Below are 16,500 nucleotides of genomic sequence, written 5' to 3' on the forward strand. Positions count from 1 at the left end.
CGGGCGCAAGCCGCACGCCATGCAGGTCAAGCCGCCGAGTCCTAGCGTTTAGACCGACTGCAGCTCGTGCCCACCGTCGGCACAATCATCCGGTCACTTTGATTGACAGGGATGTCCATGACCGCACTGCCCACGCCCCGCTTCGATGAGTTTCCCCGTTACGAGGCGCTGACGGAGCTGCTGATGGCCTATGTGGAGGCCTGTCCCAATCTGGTGTCGGTGCGCTCCATCGGCAAGAGCCACGAGGGGCGCGACATCTGGGCCGTCATCGTGACCAACACCGCCACAGGTGCGGACGTGGACAAGCCCGCCTTCTGGATGGATGGCAACATCCACGCGTCCGAGCTGGCTGCCTGCACCACCTGTCTCTATTACCTGCACCACGTGGTGAGCCGGTACGGTGAGGATGCACAGGTGACGCGGCTGCTGGACACCCGCACCCTCTACCTCGTGCCACGGCTCAATCCGGACGGGGCCGAGCTGGCGCTGGCGGACCGGCCGCGCCACATTCGTTCGTCCACCCGGCCTTATCCCTACGATGAAGAGCCGGTGGATGGTCTCACCATCGAGGACATCGATGGCGATGGCCGCATCCTGACCATGCGGGTGCGAGATCCCCATGGTGGCTTCAAGAAGCATCCGGACGAGCCGCGTTTGATGGTGCCGCGCGAGCCCGGGGAGTTCGGCGGCGAGTATTACCGGCTCATGCCGGAAGGCGTGCTGCTCAACCACGACGGGCTCACCATCAAGGTCAACAAGGACGTGGAGGGCCTGGACCTCAACCGCAACTTCCCCGCCGGCTGGCGGCAGGAGTTCGAGCAGCCGGGCGCCGGCCCCTATCCGGCCAGTGAGCCCGAAGTGCGGGCCATGGTGGACTTCCTGGTCAGCCATCCCAACATTGGCGCGGCCATCAGCTTCCACACCTACAGCGGCGTCATCCTGCGCCCTTGCGGCACTCGCTCGGACGACGACATGCCGCCCGAAGACCTCTGGACCTTCCAGCGCTTCTCCGCCCTGGGTGAGAAACACACCGGCTATCCGGTGGTGAGCATCTGGCATGAGTTCAAGTACCACCCCAAGGAGGTCGTCACCGGTACGCAGGACTGGGTGTATGAGCACCTGGGTGCGTTGTTCTGGGTGGTGGAGCTGTGGTCGCCCAACAAGGAGGCCGGTGTGACCGGCTACAAGTGGATCGACTGGTTCCGCGACCATCCGGTGGAGGACGACCTGAAGCTGCTGAAGTGGAGTGATGAGGCCTGCGGCGGCCAGGCCCATGTGGACTGGAAGCCCTTCCTGCACCCGCAGCTGGGCGCGATCGAGATTGGCGGCTGGGACAAGATGAACTACTGGCGCAACCCGCCGCCGCATCTGCGCGAACGCGAGGCGGCGCGCTTCCCGGCCTGGATGACGCAGATCGCCTTGAGCCTGCCCCGGCTGGAGCTGCTGCGCACGGAGGTGCGGGCCCTGGGCCAGGACACCTGGCGAGTGCGGCTGGCGGTGGCCAACAGCGGCTGGCTGCCCGCCTATGTCACCAAGCAGGCGTTGGCCCGCAAGCAGGTGCGTGGCGTGATCTTCGAGATCCATCTCCCGCAGGATCCGGACATCAGCCTTGTCACTGGCAAGCCGCGCATGGAGGGGCCGCATCTGGAAGGGCATGCGCCCCGCCAGTCGCAACTGTCCTTCCTGCCGGAGGACGACATCACGGGCGACCGCGCCGTGGGCGAATGGGTGGTGCGTGCGCCGCAGGGCACGCGGCTGCATCTGTCCGCCACGGCGGACCGCGCAGGCACGGTGAGGACCGACGTGACGCTGGATTGAACGCGACGCTGTGGATCAGTGCCGCGGTTCGGTCTTGTCCTGCTCGGCGGCCGTCAGCACGGCTTCTCGCCACAGGCGAGCGGGGATGAAGGTGCGAAGCTGTTCCATGGCCCGTTCAATGAGCTTGGGATGCAGTTCGTGGCCCACATGCGGCAGCACGTCCGCCGTGATGTCGGCACCCAGGGACACCAGTTCCTGGGCGGCGCTCAGCAGGGGCGCGTAGGGCAGTTCGGTGTCGTCCTTGCCGTGCAGCAGGTGGATGCAGACTTCCTGCGGTGCATGTTGCGGCCAGTAGGCATAACTGCCGGCAAAGGCCAGCACACGGCCGGCCAGGGCTTCTTCCTGCTGGAGGGCTTCGAGCGCCAGCATGGCGCCTTGCGAAAAACCGCCCAGCGCCACACGGTCCCAGGTGAGACCGAACTGGTCCGCCCACTGCCGCACCAGCGCCACCAGCGACGGCACGGCAGCGGAGAGCTGCAAGGCTTGCAGCGTTTCGTCCCCGTGCTCCGAGAACCACTGGAAGCCCGCACCACCGCCGGGGATGCCGTCAAAAGGCTCGAAGCCATCTGGCATCACCAGTGCGGCGCGCGGATATTGGCGGTGCAGGGCCTCGGCCAGCGGGCGCATCTGTTCGCCATTGGCGCCAGCGCCGTGCAGCAGCACAAATAGCAGTTCGGGAGGGCCGTCCTGGGGCACCAGGACATGGGCAGTCTGAGTCATGGCGCAATTGTCGCGCGATCGATCGGTTCGCGCTGCGGCGCTGGTGCTTGCCCACATCCTTGGCGGGGGGCTGAATGCCTCAGAGGGGCGAGGGGCCGGTGTTGCTGGAGGAGGTTTGCGCAGCATCAATCAACTGCAGCGCCTCACGAATGTCGTCCTCCCGCGTCGGACGGACCAGACGTTCCACCTCACGGCCGTCCTTCATGAAGATCAGCGTCGGCCACAGCCTGACCTTGAACGAACGGCCCAGCGCCTGACCCTTGCCGTCCTCCACCTTGATGTGACGGACCTTGGGATGGTCGCCCTCGAAGGCGGCTTCCAGCAGCGGCTGAACCCCGATGCAGTGCGGGCACCACGGGGCGCCAAACTCCAGTAGCAAGGGGCCTTCCTGAGACAGGCTGTCCACCGCTTCACGCAGCGGTTCGGTGAGAGCGTAGTGAGGATTCATCGGCATTTGGCGTCTCCTTGACGATGTGTCAGCCCGGCGCAGCGACCGTCCGCAGGCCCAGCTCGAACACCACGCCATCTGGCAGATTGCGCGCCAGGATGGTGCCATCCATCTTGGCCAGATAGGTCTTGGCGACAAACAGCCCCTGGCCCCGGCGTTCCCCGTTGGCCTGGGGTTCGACATCCGACACGCCGTATTCAAAGATCTTGTCCAGCAGCGCCGGATCGATCTGCGGCCCCTGATTCCGAATGGACAACACCACAGTGCCGGCTTCGCCCGCCTGTAGATGGAGGGCAATGGATGTGCCGTCCACCCGATACCGCTGAGCATTGCGCAAGATGTGCGTCACCGCATCCTCCAGCGCATAGGCCTCCGCCCCGACCCATAACGGGCCCGGCAGATCGGTCTCGAATTGCACGTCGTTGATACCGGCGTAATGCGCATTGGCAGCCACCTCGGCGCAGAAGGCCACCAGGTCCAGGGCGTCCGTGTGCAGGTCGGCACTGGCCAGGGCCTCGCTCGGTGGCGCACTCCCATACAGCACCTTCACCGCCTGCTGCATGCGCTGCACATATCGATGGCTGGGATCGTCCGGCGCGCCATGCAGCAGCATCAGCGACTGCAGCGGCGACATGATCTCGTGGCCGACCGCATGCCACATGTCGCGTTCCCGCTCGGCCCGCAGTTGCTCGCGGCGCAGGCCGTCCTTCACGCGCTGCAGCAGGTCGGCCAGGCTGCCGGCCAGGATGCCCAGTTCGTCACTGCCACGCAGGTCCGCCACATCCAGCTCGCCGATGCGCTGCTCAGCCCGTGCGTCCTGCATGTTGTAGCTGACAGCCGCCGCACGCCGAGTGAGCACGGCGATGCGCCGGATCAGGCCCAGTTCCACCAGCAGCCAGGCCATGGCAATCGCCGCCAGCATCGCCGCAGCCAGCCAGGCCAGAGGGCGTGCTTCCAAGGCGAGCTGACGGTCCAGGCTGCGCAGGTCGCCGCGAAGGGTCAGCTGATAGCGCCCGCTCGGTGTGGTGACCTCATCAGTGGCGCGCAGCCAGCGTCCGCTGTCCGCGTCCACACCCTCCACCGGCAGGCGGCGGATCAGGTGGATCAGCCAGGGCACCGCCGCTTCGGGCAAGTCCGGGCCACGCCGCTCGGCGAGGGTCTGGGGCACCTTCAGCGTGGCGGTGGGCAGGCGATCGATGCGCAGCGTTTCGCCCGGCTGGAGGCCGGCACCCAGCCGGTCCAGGGAGAGGGCCAGCGAGCCGCCAGGCCTGGCGCTGTCGAACAGCACAGGCGAGGGCAGGCCCGCGTCGCCGGCCGGTCCCAGCCATTCCACCCGCACTCGTGTGCGCGCCAGGTCAGCCGGTGGCCACACGGGCTGAGCATGCTGGAACAACGATTCCCGCCAGGCATCCACCGGCAACCGGATGGCGTAGAAGGCGCGGCGCGGGCAATCGGCGCTGGGTTGTTGCTGGGGCTGCGTGCGTGGTGCCAGGACCTGCTGGGCTTGCGGCTCCGAGGCGGACCGCTCCACCGGTGCCGATTCGCTGCAGGCCCCTTCACGCCACAACCAGCCGCGGAATTCCCGCACCGGGCGCGACTGCCGCTCCAGCATCGGGCCGGTTTCCACAAAACCCGCCAGACGCCCGCGCTGGCTGCCATTGCCGCTCACGGCCGTTGATTCATAAGGGGCGATCCAGGTCTGGGAACTGCCCGGCACCACCAGTGTGACCCGGGCACGGTGCACCTGCTGAATGTCCAGCGCGCCACGTTCCCGGCCCTGAAGGGGCGGCAGGTCCAGCCCGCCGACGATGTAGACGAAGCTGCCGGCAAAGGCATTGGAGCCGATGGCCACGCACAGGCTGGCCCCGTCCGGCCAGCGCAGGCCGCAACCTGCCATTTCCACCGCGCGCTGGGCCTTGTTCTGGTCGTCGAAATCGATCGCTGCAAAAGGCAGCATCACCGGCGCCTGGCCCGCAGTGTCGCCGGGACCCATCTCCGGATTGAGCAGCGCCAACTGGCCGCTGGGATGCCGCAGTTGCAACACGATCTCCGACAGCGATTGCCGGAACCCCTGCGCATAACGCTGGTAGCTGCGCTGTTTCTGGTCCGTGAGCACCGTCAGCACCAGGCCCACCGTGGCCACCGCGAGCAGCACAAAGGCCAGGTGCACCACCAGCCGGCGCCGGAAAGCCGCCAGGCCGAGGCGCGGGACGGCCAGCGCCGGGAGTTCGACCGGCCCCAGCTTCATGACGGCATCCCGGCCTGGAAAGCCTTGCTCATGGCGCCATCACCCGCTGCGTGCGCATCCGCTGCGAGCACACCCGCTGCATGCACACCCGCAGCGCAAGCACCTCCAGTGCCACCCCTCATCGCGGCCCCGCCCAGCGGAAGCCCCGCATCGGCACGTTCTCGATGGCGTCGAAGCTGGGGTCCACTTCCCGCAGGGCCTCTCTCAGCGTGGACACATGCTTGCGCACGTTGTCCCGGGTGCGGCCGCTCTTCACCACGTCATACAGCTCTTCATAAGACACCACCTGGGGTGCCCGCTGATGCAGCGTGGCCAGGATGCGCTGCGCCGTGAGCGGCAGGTTGATGCGCTGGCCGCGCCACAACGGGCTGCGCTGCCACAACGGATCCAATTGCAGCGCTTCCGGCGCGTGGGTCACCGGCTCGCTGCCCTGACGGGCCCGCGCCGCACGCAGGATGTCCAGAAAGGTGTCGGTGAACTCGGCCTCGTCGAAGCTGGTCTTTTGCAGATAGTCCCAGGCGTCCAGCGCTTTCATGATGCCCCGGTAGATGGCCGCCGGCATGGCCGACACCACCAGCACCGGTGTGCCCGCGTTGAGCTTGTTGATGGCATTAATCAGCGCGACCCCGGCATGCCGTTCACGGCCCAGCTCGATGTCCAGCACCACCATGTCGTAAGCCTCCCGCGCCAGTGCGGCCTCGGCAGTGTCACGGTCGAACCATTGGTCGACCTGGAGTTCGGGTCGGGCGGCCCGGATCCAGCCGGTCAGTTGCTCGCTGGTGGGGCGGTCGTCTTCAATCACCGCCACCCGGTTCTTGGGATGTGCCATGGGTCGGATTATCGGGAGGTGGACGCCCCGGGGGCGTGAAGGTTTCTTCCGGGGTGTGAACACATGTGCCGGTGGTCGCATTGAGCCTTCCGGGCGTTCTCCGGACCATGACGGACATCAACCACAGCCCTCCGATGTGAGGGCGGAACCGGAGGACCGTCATGACCCAGACCCCGATGCCCGACTCGCCAGAATCCCCTGAATCTCGCAACGCAGCGCACGCTTCCCCGTCGCCCAAGCCGTCCCAGGCCGCTTCCAAGCGCCTCCAGCGTCTCGGCCAGGCAGTGGCCCGGGTGTTCTCCCAGGCCGGCGGCCGGGCGGCGACCCGTCTGCCCACCGGCGACGGCCTGCGCCGCACCGGCCGCGGGGTGGTGCGTTGCCTGCCCTGGATGGTGGGCATCACCGCTGTCGCTGGCGCGATTGGACTGCTGATGGCGCACCCTCCGGCCCATGAGGTGCCACGTGGTGATGTCAGCGTGCGTCAGAACCTGCTGACCGGTGGTGTGCTGGAGGCTCGCAGTGGCACGGTGCTGGTGGTGCCAGGCCTGCACACCGTGCGGGACCTGCCGCTGCGGGACCGCAGCTTCCATCCCACCCGCTTTGCCCGGGCCAACGGCGAAGCGCCTTTGCAATCGCTGGAAGGGCTGTCGCTGGGCCTGGACCTGACCGTGCGCTGGGCGGTGGATACCAGCCGCCTGGCCACGCTGGCCGCCAGTCTGCCCGACGACATTGAAGGCGAGGTGATTGCACCGGCCCTGCAGGGCATCCTTTACCGCCAGATTGCCACCCACACGGTGCGCGAGATTTTCTCCACCCAGCGCGGCCCGATCCAGCAGGCGCTGGAGACTGAATTGCGCCGCAAGCTGGCGGTGGACGGCATCGTGCTGCGTGGTGTGGACATCGGCAATGTGGATCTGCCGCAGGAATACCGTGCGGGCCTGGAAACCCTGCTGTCCGAAGGTCTGGCCAGCGAAAAGATGCGCTACACGCTGGAGTTGCAGGAAAAGAAGGTGCGCCAGACCGAGCTGGAAGCGGCGGCGGACAAGGTGCGCCGGGAGACTGCGGCCGAGGCGGCCGCGCGTGAGCAGGTGATTGCCGCCCGCAGCCAGGAAGAGGCCATGAAGCACGTGCTGCCCTTCAAGCAACGTCAGGTGGAGCAACGCCAGCTGGAGGCCGAAGCCGACCGGGTGGCCCGCATCCGGACGGCGGAAGGTGCTGCACAAGCCCGCAGCATCGAAGCGGAAGGCGAAGCCAAGGCCCGCGAAAAGCTGGCAGATGCGGAGGCCTATCGCCAGACCCGCATCGGCAAGGTGGCGGTGGACCAGATGGCGGCCGAAGGTGCGCTGTTGAGCCGCCATCCGCTGCTGATCCAGAAGGCGATGGCGGACAAGCTCTCCGACAAGGTGCAGGTGATCATCGCGCCGCCGCCGTCGGACGGTGGCTTCATCGGCAAGACGCTGCTGGGCACGCGGGACGGCCAGGCCCCTGTGGCCGGCGGCAACGACACCGGTACGACGGGGACCGCTCATCAGGAGCAGGAGTAAGCCATGCGTTCGATGCTGGGGACGGCTGCTACAGCGGTGGTGGCGGCGGTGGTGCTGATCGTGATCACGCCCGCAGAAGCGGCCACCGCGCTGGTGGTGCAGGACAACGTCGCCCTGCGCGCGGCGGCCAAGGACTCGGCACCGGTGCAGGCGCAATTGGCGCGTGGGGAGGCCTTGGAGATCCGTGGTGAGCGTTTTGACCACTTCCAGGTCTACGACTACCGCCGCGAGCGTGGCGGCTTTGTGCGCAAGAGCCAGGTCATGACGCTGGAGGGAGGGGCTGGGGAACCGTCGGCATTGCTGGCCACGCTGCGGCTGGTGCGGCAGCAGCCGGGCGCGGAGTCGCTGGGGCTGGGCCTGGCCGCCGCCTATGTGCAGGCCGCCACCGCCGAGCAGATGAATGGCGCGGCGGGCGTGGAGGTTCTGGATGCGATGGGCAGCCTCTCCGAACGACTGGCCGATCGTGCGTCCCGCAACCAGCCGCGCGCGGATGGGACGCCGTCACCGGCGGATGTGCAGGTGGCGGCGCAGCTGGACGTTGCCGCGCGTTATGGCATCCGATTCCGGACGCTGGAGCGGGAGTCGGGCACGGTGCAGCTCTGTTATGACGGGGAAGCCTTTCGGCGTGTGCTGGTGATGCCGGCGGCGAGTGCTGAGCAGCAGGCCCGGGCGGCCTTGTCGCTGACCCGTGCCGACTGCCTGGCGCCGGCCACCACCCCCGCGCAGCGTGAACCGCTGGAGCAGTGGCGGGCGGATGTGCTGGACAAGGTGGACATCCAGGCGCTGCCCACCTACTGGCGCAACCGGGTGCTGATGCGGCAAGTGGCGGTGTGGAGCAGTCTGGCGGATGTGAAGGCGCGGCGGGATGCGATGGCGGTGGCTGCGACGGTCGCCCCCTCGCAGCAGGCCGCCCAGCAAGCAGCTGCCAAGGCATTGAGCGCGTTTGCCAGCATCAGTCCGACGGACCTGGCCGACGATGATCAGTCCACCTATAACGACGCCGTGATGCGCGGTAACGCGGCCCGCTGGCTGGCCACGATGGCGGCGTCGTCCGAGCAGATGTTGGCGGGCTTGCGCCTGACGGTTCAGCCGGGTGAGCCCGGTGAGACCTGCGTGACACTCAGCGCGGCAACGTCGAAAGACAAGCTGCTGCGGCATTGCGGCTGGGGCCTGGTGTCGGCCTCCTCAGCGCGGGTCAATCGGGAAGGGACGGCGGTGGCACTTGCTTCTGTGCCGACCGATGGCTGGCGCGAACTCTGGCTGCTGCGCAAGACCGCGCAGGGGTGGCGGCTGACCGTGCTACCCCCGGCGGCCGCACAGCCGGGCATTGGATATGCGGAGCTGGCGGGCTTCGTGCCTGGCGGCAAGGAAATGCTGGTGGCGCGGGAGTCTCGTGCGGAAGGGCGTTACCGCCGCAGCTATGAGTTGGTGGACCTGGACTCCCTGGAAACCCGGCGTCAGGCGGGGGATGCCTCAATGCTGGGGGCTTTCCAGCGCTGGCAGGCGGCGGACTGGAAGGCCGGGACTTTGAGTCTGCGATGAGGGGGTTCAGACGGTGATTGGGCTTGCCGCAGGCCCGGCTCCGTCCACATGCCGGTGCCGGTGCGGTCAGACCTCGAAGGGGGCCGAGAACTGCCGTTCCTGTATCGAGGTGTCAGTACGAGTTTGTCCGATTCACGGTGCCGGTGACTACCGAGAGCCGCGTGACCACAGCATGTGGCTGGTTTGGAAGCTGTTGATGGATCGCTATCGCTGGGGAGCTGTTGGCTGTCAGGCTAGGCTGGAAGCGGTGCTACGCAGCACTCCATTTGAGTGTTGGTCCCAAGGCAACTTCCGCCAATCTTGCAGCTTCGTCCAGGCTCGGAGCAGAGGGGCCGTCGGCCCAGGTGCCGTCACTACCTGGGACTTGGTAGAGCACGTAGTAGGTGTTCTCGGGGTGGTCTTCCGAAAGCTCGGCCGGGTCTTCGTAGTCACCAGTGCCGTAGCGGACCAAACTACAAACGATTCGGACGCGCAGCGGAATCTCATCGGCATACAGCCATGTTCCGATTCGGGATGCCGGTAGGTTGTCGAGCGGGTGCATATCAGACGAAAAGGAAGCGGTTCTCGATTTGGTCTACGCGGCAGGGGTGGCATCATGAGCCCTCCCTGGCGGTCACCGAACCCTCACCGAAGGTTTGTAAACGGGTGCCGCTTTTGCCGGAAATTTAGTTTTGTATAAAAGTACAGATTCCACGCACCCAGGCACCGACTTGTCTCCGAGCGAATCGCTCGTCCGAGTCCATTCCACAGGAGGACTCGGGTTGGCCGGGCTCTTTGGCGGCCCTCTGGCGATTTCTTATCTGATCTACCGCGACCTGATCGCGCTTGGACGCAAGGACCTCGTCCCCAAGGCGGCAGCTTGGTTCGCCCCCTGCCTGCTGCTGTGGATCTACTGCATACTGAGCTTTCCGCCTGATCCGATTTCGCAGTGGATTCCTTACCTGCCTCAGACGATTCTCTGGTGGGTCATTGCGTGCCGTGTGCTCGGCGGAACACTGGCGAAGTTCGCTGCCAACGGCGGCTCATTTAAGTCTCGCTGGCAAGCGCTTCGCTTTGGCTTTTTCGTCTTCCTTGGGCTGAAGATTGCCTTCTTCGCCGTCGGATTGTTCCAGGAGTTGTCGGTCAGATGAAGCACCTGGCTAAACCGGCGCTGCAGCGGACGGCTACGGAGCCTGCTGATCTTGGACGTTGAACGGCGGCCCTCAGGCGTCGACTTCAACGAAGCCACAGACCGCCACCGCTGCACAGCCATGACCCACTTCCGGTTGACTCCAGAAATGCACCAACGGCCGCCTTGAGGCGGTACGGCGTCAGGCAGATAATCCAACGCACTCCGCACCGTGCCGACGACTAGGTGAAAAACAAGGTTGCCGTTTTCATGCATGACTTTCTGCGCGAAAGGAGCGCCCACCCCTTCCATCGAGATGGCAGCACTTTGCAGGCTCCGCACTGGCAGCGGGTGGTCGTCGGCGTTTGGTTGATGGCAGCGATGGCGTTTGCGCAGGCAGCTACCTCCAAGCAGCAGGACGACGCGCTCTTCGTGACCTCTCCTCGGGAGGAAGCGCGCTCACGGGAGACAGCCGCGAGATTGTTCAAGTTTGCGGCACAGCAGTTCAGTCGCTATGCGGACGTAATGCCGCTCAAGGTGACAGTGCAGGAAGAGTCGTGGGATGACGGTCGGCCACCCAGCTTCATCCATCAGGGTAAATTCGCCACGTTCGAGGCTGGCTACTATCTCGTCGCCGGTGAAGAGCGAGTGCTGCAGTGGCTGGTCACACGCTCAGCCTCATTCAAGCTGCCTTCCGGAATCAGGATGGGGCAGTCCCAGCGCCAGGTGCTGAAAGCGCTCGGCCCCCCTACCGCGATGAGCAAGAATTCCCTTCTGTTCGAAATCGGAGGAGAGGCGATCCATGAAGTCTTCTTCAACTTCAGTCACGACCGCCTTGTAGAAGTGAGCTGGGCCTACGGAGTGGCTGACTGAGCGACCTATGGGCGCGCTCATCCTTCAAGACGCTCACCCCCCGACACCGTACACGGAACGACTGCCTCCGGAGTTCAGATTCAACGAGCCGAAGGATTGCAGTCGCCCAGAAGATGGCGGTCGCGAGCGTCCGCTTGCCTAGAAATTCCACCACCAGCGGGAGCCGACGAAGGTATGACGAATCAGGCTCACATCAACGCGGCATCGGCGGTCCGGCAACTCCAAGGGCCTGCCACCATGGGGACCTCAGGACCAGAAGATTTCGCGTCATTGGTCGATTTGCTGATAGCCCTTTTTCAGGGCGCCGCAAAAAGCTGATCCAGCATGCCGAGCGCCTCGTCAATTTCGTTCTCCGTGATCGTCAAGGCCGGCATGAAACGAAGCAGATTGGGACGCGGTGCATTCAGAAGCAGTCCGACAGGCTCCAGAGCCCGCGCGGCTGACACGACTTGTTCCGCCCGATGAGTAGGCAGAGCCAGCGCACGCAGCAGCCCGACGCCCCGCTCGCCCAGAAGGCCGTGATCCGAGGAAATCTTCTGCAGTCCGGCTGCAAGATACTGACCGCGGTGACGCACAGTCTCGAGAAAGCCCTCGTCGCACACTTCGTTCAGCACAGCCAGGCCTACGGCCGCAGTCAACGGGTTCCCGCAATAGGTGCCGCCTTGATCACCGGGATCGAAGCAATTGAAGCGCTCCTTGCAGAGCAGGGCGGAAAGAGGGATGCCACCACCGATGCCTTTCGCCAGTGTCATCAGATCGGGCTCCACGCCATAGTGCTCATAGGCGAATGCTCGACCGCAGCGCCCGATCCCGGTTTGCACCTCATCCGCGATGAGCAGCCACTGTCGCTCGGTGCACAGCGCTCGGAGTTCGCGGACGAAGCCGGGATCTGCCGGGATCACGCCGGCCTCGCCTTGAACAAGCTCGACCATCACCGCCACCGTTTCCGGTGTAGCGACCCGTTCGACGGAGTTCAGGTCGTTCAGCCTGGCCTTTGGAAAGCCATTCGGCATGGGGGCGAAGATGCGATCCCATCCTGGCTTTCCCGAGGCGCTCATCATGGCGAGGGAGCGACCATGGAAACTGTTTTCGAAACTGATGATCTCGTAGGCACCTCCCCGTTCCTTCTGGCCCCAACGGCGGGCCAGCTTGACCGCCGCCTCGTTGGCCTCGGCGCCAGTGCTCGCGAAGAATACGCGATCAAAGCAGCTCAGTTCGACCAGCCGTTTTGCCAATTCCAGCATTGGCCGGTTGTAGAACGCTGGGCTGGGGTTCAACAGTTGGGTTGACTGATTGGCAAGCACTTGAGCCACCACCGCTGGGCTATGTCCGAGGCTGTTCACGGCCCAACCCTGTACGAGATCCAGATAGCGCTTGCCTTCTTCGTCGACTAGCCATGATCCCTTCCCCTGAGAGAAGACGATGTCTGGGCGGCTGGTGATGCTGATGAGCGCCTGATCGAGATCGCTCATGCCGCCTCCGTCCACTCAAAGTCCATTTGGCGAGCGGTGCGCAGGGCCAACTCCCTGCTGTGAAGCCGCTCGACGAGGTGGAGGCTCATGTCGATACCTGCGGAAATTCCTGCCGAGGTGACGATGGAACCCTGGTCGATCCAGCGTGGGCCATGGGTCACATGCAGGCCGGGCCGCAGCGTCCGCAATTCGTTGATGTCCTCCCAATGTGTGGTCACCTCAAGACCATCCAGGACACCGGCGTTGGCCAGCAGCAGGGCGCCTGTGCACACCGAAGCAAGGATTTGCGCAGTGCAAGACTGGGAGGCGATCCAGCGCATCAAGTCGTCTTGACCGAGCTCATCATTGACCACGCCGCCAGGCACGACGGTGCAGTCCAGGTGGGGGTGGTCGCCAAGCAGGCAGTCTGGCAGGAGTCGTAGGCCGGCCCGGGCGCATACAGACCCAGCCTTGCGGGCCAGTGTGATGACCTCGAAGAGAGGGGGCGTGTCCGCTGGTTGACTCCGTGCATGCACGCGCGACGCGGTCGTGAACACCTCATACGGGCCTGCCATGTCCAACAATTCCACGTTGTCGAATATCAAGATTCCCACCTGCATCTAAGTGCCCTCCAGGCCGAGCGGTTCAAACGATGGTCCGCAGTGTCTGCAGGTTTTGGGATGACTGCCATGACACAGTTCCCACCTTTTCTGCCAAAAGTTGTTGGAGCAGGAGTGTCAGAATTGGCCATGAGTTGCCGCATCGTTTTTGTTTTATTCCCGGGCTTCCAGCAGCTGGATCTCGCCGGTCCTATGGCAGTTTTCGAAGTGGCGGAACTGCAGCAGCCAGGGCGCTACACATGGCGTTTGGCCGCTAGCGCCGCGGGTCAGGTACGGAGCTCTGCGGGCGTCCCCTGGCCCGTTCAGGCGCTGCCTCGAAGCTGTAGCGACGCTGACCTGGTGATGGTGATTGGAGGCGATGGCGTCGACGCCGCATGCCGTGATCCGAGTTTGGTCCGTTGGCTCTATCGGGCCAGCCAAAGCGGCGCCCGCATCGCGAGCATTTGCAGCGGCAGCTTGATCCTGGCCGCCGCTGGCTTGCTTGACGACCGCACCGCCACAACGCACTGGTCTCGAAGTCGGCAGTTCGCCACAGACTTTCCTGCGGTTCGCCTGCAGCCGGATCGAATTTTTGTGCGAGAGCCGGCGGTCAGAGGACGTTCGCAACGGCGTCCCGAGCTGTGGACCAGCGCGGGAATGACCGCAGGAATTGACCTGTGTTTGGCGCTGGTTGCGCACGATTGTGGTGAGGAGGTGGCCCGCGAAGCGGCTCGACAATTGGTGGTGGAGCGTCGACGCCCCGGCGGGCAATCTCAATTCTCGCCTTTGCTTGATCTGCAGCGTCCCGAGGGGCGGTTCGGCGACCTGATGAACTACATCAGAAACCATCTCGCAGTCGATCACCGTGTCGAAGCCCTGGCGGCGCGCGTCTGCATGAGTCCGCGACACTTCGCACGTTCCTTTCTCGCGGAGACTGGTGCTACGCCCGCTCATGTCGTCGAACGGCTGCGTGTCGACGCGGCTCGGTCAGCGCTCGAGGGCGGGATGCCATCCGTTCAGAGAATTGCGGAGACTTGCGGCTTTGGCAATGCAGAGCGCATGCGGAGATCGTTCCAGCGCCTGCTCGGCCGCCCTCCTGCAGCTTTTCGGAAGGTCACCCGCGAGCCGCGAAAGTACCGCCGCGATGAGATTGCGAGCGACGGGGCGGGATTATGCTGATGGGCGCTGTCTTTCCGGTGGCCGCCACCGGACAAGGACTCTGTCTGGTGGTCGGTTCGCAGCCAGGCTGCGGCTCCAGGCTGATAGCGGTCCTAGAGGACTTCCAGCACAAGGCCGCTGCCGATATCACGTCCCTCCCAGACGGAGAACGACGCGCCGAGAGGGAAATGCTGTCGGGCATCTTCGGCAAGAAACTGAACCTCGATGACCTGCGACATCGTCGCGTCGAGTCCAGCATCAGGCAAAGCGAGGCGGCAGGACCAGTGCGCTCCCTCAATGCCGAACACAGTTCTGAATTCGCCGCCACGAAGCGGCGTAGACCTGCCTCCTTTCGAGGCGGCGAGCAGGTCAATGCGGACGCGGAGGTCAGGGTGAAAGTGCTCGATGGGCATGGCCGAGATGGTACGTCGGCTTCCGCTGGAGGCTGTGTGATAACGCTGCGGCGGCTTCATTGATCGTCAACTGAGGCGCCGTGTGTCCAGTTGGGCGGGCGCAATCACATTTTGGGGGTTCCTAATGCAGTCGGAGCGCAAGAGACCGTTTGAAGGCGCGTGTAAGACGCGCAGCGGCAATGGAGAAGGGCCTCACGCCCCGAGCAGTCTCATTGCCCTTCTGGCTTTTGCAAAGCCCAGGATGCCCAGCACGCGCTTGAAGTTGTAGGCCAGCACGCTCAAGCTCATCTCGGTGCCGACGTTCTCGATGCCGCGCATCAGGAAGTGGGTCCAGCCCATCCAATGCTTGAGGGTGCCGAACACATGCTCAATGGTGCGTTTGCGTACCGTCATGGCCTCCGGCATGCGGTCCAGTCGCTGCTGCACCCGTTCAGCGACCTCTTCATGCTCCCAACGCCTGATGCGGCGGTACTCGCTGGTCGTGCACTGCGCTTTCATGGGGCACGATGGGCAGGCGCTGGACCAGTAAATGCGGATCGGCAGGCCATCCTCTTCTCGACTGAAGCGGTGTATCGCTCGCTGCCCTGCTGGGCATTGGTACTGGTCTTCCCGAGCGATGTAGAGGAAGTCTGTCTTGTCGAATCGTCCTTCTGCCCTTGCGTTGGACGTCATCGGCTTGGGGACCACCGCGGCGACGCCTGCGTCTTCGCAGTCCTTGAGGACTTGACTGCTGTAGTACCCGCGATCGGCGATGGCTGTCAGTCGACGCTTGCCCATAGCTTCTCGCGCGGCTACGGCGATAGCGCAGAGCTGGGCTCGATCGCTGCCGGTGTTGGTCACTTCATGCGCAACGATCAGGTGACTCTTGGTGTCGACAGCCGTCTGCACGTTGTAGCCCACCATCGCCGTGCCCTTGGCGCTGTACGTGGTCATCGCGCGCGCATCGGGATCGGTCTGTGAGAGCTGTTGATCGGGTAGCGCCTGAAGCTGTGCCTTAACGGCTTGAAGCTCTTGCATGCGCTGCCGCATCTTCTGGATCTTGCCTTGCAGGCGCGCTGTCTCGGCCTGCATCTCCATCGGCTGCGTCCGGTCGGCCGTCTCCAACGCATCGAGGTATCGCTGGATGCTCTCTTCCAGTTCACGTTCGCGACGCTCGATCTTGCCTGGCGTGTAGTTGCGCTCGCGGTTATTGACCGCCTTGAACTTGCTGCCGTCGACGGCCACGGCAGCCTCGGTGAATAGCTTCAGTTCCCGGCACAGCATCACAAAGCGGCGACAGACGTTGCGAATGCCTTTGCCGTTGTCGCGGCGGAAGTCAGCGATGGTCTTGAAGTCGGGAGCCAGCCTGCCCGTCAGCCACATCAGCTCCACATTACGCTGGCATTCGCGCTCAAGGCGCCGGCTGGACTGGATGCGATTGAGATAGCCGTACAAATACAGCTTCAGGAGCACCGACGGGTGATATGAGGGGCGGCCTGTCGCAGCAGGACTCGCTCCATCGAAGCCCAGCGCTTCGAGATCCAACTCGTCGATGAAGACGTCCAGGCACTCCGGCAGCAGCGTGACCTGGTGCCGATCTTCTCCCTCGATGAATCGCTTCATGTCCCAGCCCGAGAGTGGTGTCACCACAATCTAGGCAGCCGCGCGTGCGTTCCAAGGAGGGTTTTCACACAGCCTCGCTGCGAAGCAGTCCTTTGCAGGGTGCTGCTCGTTAAAAGCTGATCTCGGTCGTTCGACGATGGTGCGCCC

General features: G+C 64.7%; 14 protein-coding genes. 6 read left to right on the top strand and 8 right to left on the bottom strand.

What is annotated here, in order from left to right:
- The first annotated feature begins 111 nt into the window (after positions 1 to 111).
- On the top strand, positions 112 to 1,818 hold the full coding sequence (locus tag OU995_RS06545; protein WP_267834734.1) for a M14 family metallopeptidase: 1,707 nt from the start codon (positions 112 to 114) through the stop codon (positions 1,816 to 1,818).
- Positions 1,819 to 1,833: 15 nt separating this feature from the next.
- On the opposite strand, the gene ypfH is transcribed toward OU995_RS06545, so the two are convergent.
- The 4 genes from ypfH to OU995_RS06565 all read right to left on the bottom strand — a co-directional run bounded on the left by ypfH (position 1,834) and on the right by OU995_RS06565 (position 6,063).
- A complete protein-coding gene (ypfH, locus tag OU995_RS06550) occupies positions 1,834 to 2,538 on the bottom strand; it encodes an esterase (protein ID WP_267834735.1) in 705 nt (234 codons plus the stop codon).
- Between the two features lie 79 nt (positions 2,539 to 2,617).
- Positions 2,618 to 2,992, bottom strand: coding sequence for a thioredoxin family protein (locus tag OU995_RS06555; RefSeq protein WP_267834736.1), 375 nt, complete (start codon positions 2,990 to 2,992; stop codon positions 2,618 to 2,620).
- Between the two features lie 22 nt (positions 2,993 to 3,014).
- Positions 3,015 to 5,234, bottom strand: a complete 2,220-nt coding sequence (locus OU995_RS06560; RefSeq protein ID WP_267834737.1) for a sensor histidine kinase — start codon at positions 5,232 to 5,234, stop codon at positions 3,015 to 3,017.
- A gap of 118 nt (positions 5,235 to 5,352) precedes the next feature.
- Positions 5,353 to 6,063: a response regulator transcription factor gene (locus OU995_RS06565; protein WP_267834738.1), complete on the bottom strand. Its 711-nt coding sequence runs from the start codon at positions 6,061 to 6,063 to the stop codon at positions 5,353 to 5,355.
- A gap of 161 nt (positions 6,064 to 6,224) precedes the next feature.
- On the opposite strand from OU995_RS06565, the gene OU995_RS06570 reads away from it, so the two are divergent.
- The 4 genes from OU995_RS06570 (at position 6,225) to OU995_RS06585 (ending at position 11,130) form a co-directional block, all read left to right on the top strand.
- A complete protein-coding gene (locus tag OU995_RS06570; protein WP_267834739.1) occupies positions 6,225 to 7,607 on the top strand; it encodes an SPFH domain-containing protein in 1,383 nt (460 codons plus the stop codon).
- 3 nt (positions 7,608 to 7,610) lie between these two features.
- The gene (locus OU995_RS06575) at positions 7,611 to 9,149 is read left to right on the top strand and encodes a hypothetical protein (RefSeq protein ID WP_267834740.1); all 1,539 of its coding nucleotides are present in this window, start codon (positions 7,611 to 7,613) and stop codon (positions 9,147 to 9,149) included.
- 761 nt (positions 9,150 to 9,910) lie between these two features.
- A complete protein-coding gene (locus OU995_RS06580) occupies positions 9,911 to 10,279 on the top strand; it encodes a hypothetical protein (RefSeq protein ID WP_267834741.1) in 369 nt (122 codons plus the stop codon).
- A gap of 224 nt (positions 10,280 to 10,503) precedes the next feature.
- Positions 10,504 to 11,130: a hypothetical protein gene (locus tag OU995_RS06585; RefSeq protein WP_267834742.1), complete on the top strand. Its 627-nt coding sequence runs from the start codon at positions 10,504 to 10,506 to the stop codon at positions 11,128 to 11,130.
- Positions 11,131 to 11,426: 296 nt separating this feature from the next.
- Here the strand turns inward: OU995_RS06585 and OU995_RS06590 are convergent, their stop codons facing one another.
- Entirely contained in the window at positions 11,427 to 12,602 is a 1,176-nt protein-coding gene (locus tag OU995_RS06590; protein ID WP_267834743.1) for an acetylornithine transaminase, read from the bottom strand.
- Positions 12,599 to 13,201, bottom strand: coding sequence for a DJ-1/PfpI family protein (locus tag OU995_RS06595; protein ID WP_267834744.1), 603 nt, complete (start codon positions 13,199 to 13,201; stop codon positions 12,599 to 12,601). Before OU995_RS06595 ends, OU995_RS06590 begins: the two co-directional genes overlap by 4 nt.
- 129 nt (positions 13,202 to 13,330) lie before the next feature.
- Here OU995_RS06595 and OU995_RS06600 point away from each other — a divergent pair, with 129 nt between their 5' ends.
- Complete coding sequence (locus OU995_RS06600; RefSeq protein ID WP_267834745.1) at positions 13,331 to 14,359, top strand: GlxA family transcriptional regulator; 1,029 nt, start codon at positions 13,331 to 13,333, stop codon at positions 14,357 to 14,359.
- A gap of 92 nt (positions 14,360 to 14,451) precedes the next feature.
- On the opposite strand, the gene OU995_RS06605 is transcribed toward OU995_RS06600, so the two are convergent.
- Both OU995_RS06605 and OU995_RS06610 read right to left on the bottom strand, forming a co-directional pair.
- The gene (locus OU995_RS06605) at positions 14,452 to 14,751 is read right to left on the bottom strand and encodes a hypothetical protein (RefSeq protein ID WP_267834746.1); all 300 of its coding nucleotides are present in this window, start codon (positions 14,749 to 14,751) and stop codon (positions 14,452 to 14,454) included.
- A 192-nt stretch (positions 14,752 to 14,943) separates the two neighbouring features.
- Positions 14,944 to 16,353 (bottom strand): IS1182 family transposase, encoded by a 1,410-nt coding sequence (locus tag OU995_RS06610; RefSeq protein ID WP_267834747.1) that lies wholly within the window; start codon positions 16,351 to 16,353, stop codon positions 14,944 to 14,946.
- Between the last annotated feature and the right edge of the window lie 147 nt (positions 16,354 to 16,500).

Source organism: Roseateles sp. SL47 (assembly GCF_026625885.1).
Classification (GTDB): Bacteria; Pseudomonadota; Gammaproteobacteria; order Burkholderiales; family Burkholderiaceae_C; genus Roseateles.

Bases quoted from the DNA above. Each gene is read 5' to 3' on its own strand.
- OU995_RS06565 (WP_267834738.1), bottom strand. From the start codon at position 6,063: ATGGCACATCCCAAGAACCGGGTGGCGGTGATTGAAGACGACCGCCCC.
- OU995_RS06605 (WP_267834746.1), bottom strand. From the start codon at position 14,751: ATGCCCATCGAGCACTTTCACCCTGACCTCCGCGTCCGCATTGACCTG.
- OU995_RS06575 (WP_267834740.1), top strand. From the start codon at position 7,611: ATGCGTTCGATGCTGGGGACGGCTGCTACAGCGGTGGTGGCGGCGGTG.
- OU995_RS06600 (WP_267834745.1), top strand. From the start codon at position 13,331: ATGAGTTGCCGCATCGTTTTTGTTTTATTCCCGGGCTTCCAGCAGCTG.
- OU995_RS06610 (WP_267834747.1), bottom strand. From the start codon at position 16,353: ATGAAGCGATTCATCGAGGGAGAAGATCGGCACCAGGTCACGCTGCTG.
- OU995_RS06595 (WP_267834744.1), bottom strand. From the start codon at position 13,201: ATGCAGGTGGGAATCTTGATATTCGACAACGTGGAATTGTTGGACATG.
- OU995_RS06590 (WP_267834743.1), bottom strand. From the start codon at position 12,602: ATGAGCGATCTCGATCAGGCGCTCATCAGCATCACCAGCCGCCCAGAC.
- ypfH (WP_267834735.1), bottom strand. From the start codon at position 2,538: ATGACTCAGACTGCCCATGTCCTGGTGCCCCAGGACGGCCCTCCCGAA.
- OU995_RS06570 (WP_267834739.1), top strand. From the start codon at position 6,225: ATGACCCAGACCCCGATGCCCGACTCGCCAGAATCCCCTGAATCTCGC.
- OU995_RS06560 (WP_267834737.1), bottom strand. From the start codon at position 5,234: ATGAAGCTGGGGCCGGTCGAACTCCCGGCGCTGGCCGTCCCGCGCCTC.
- OU995_RS06545 (WP_267834734.1), top strand. From the start codon at position 112: ATGTCCATGACCGCACTGCCCACGCCCCGCTTCGATGAGTTTCCCCGT.
- OU995_RS06555 (WP_267834736.1), bottom strand. From the start codon at position 2,992: ATGCCGATGAATCCTCACTACGCTCTCACCGAACCGCTGCGTGAAGCG.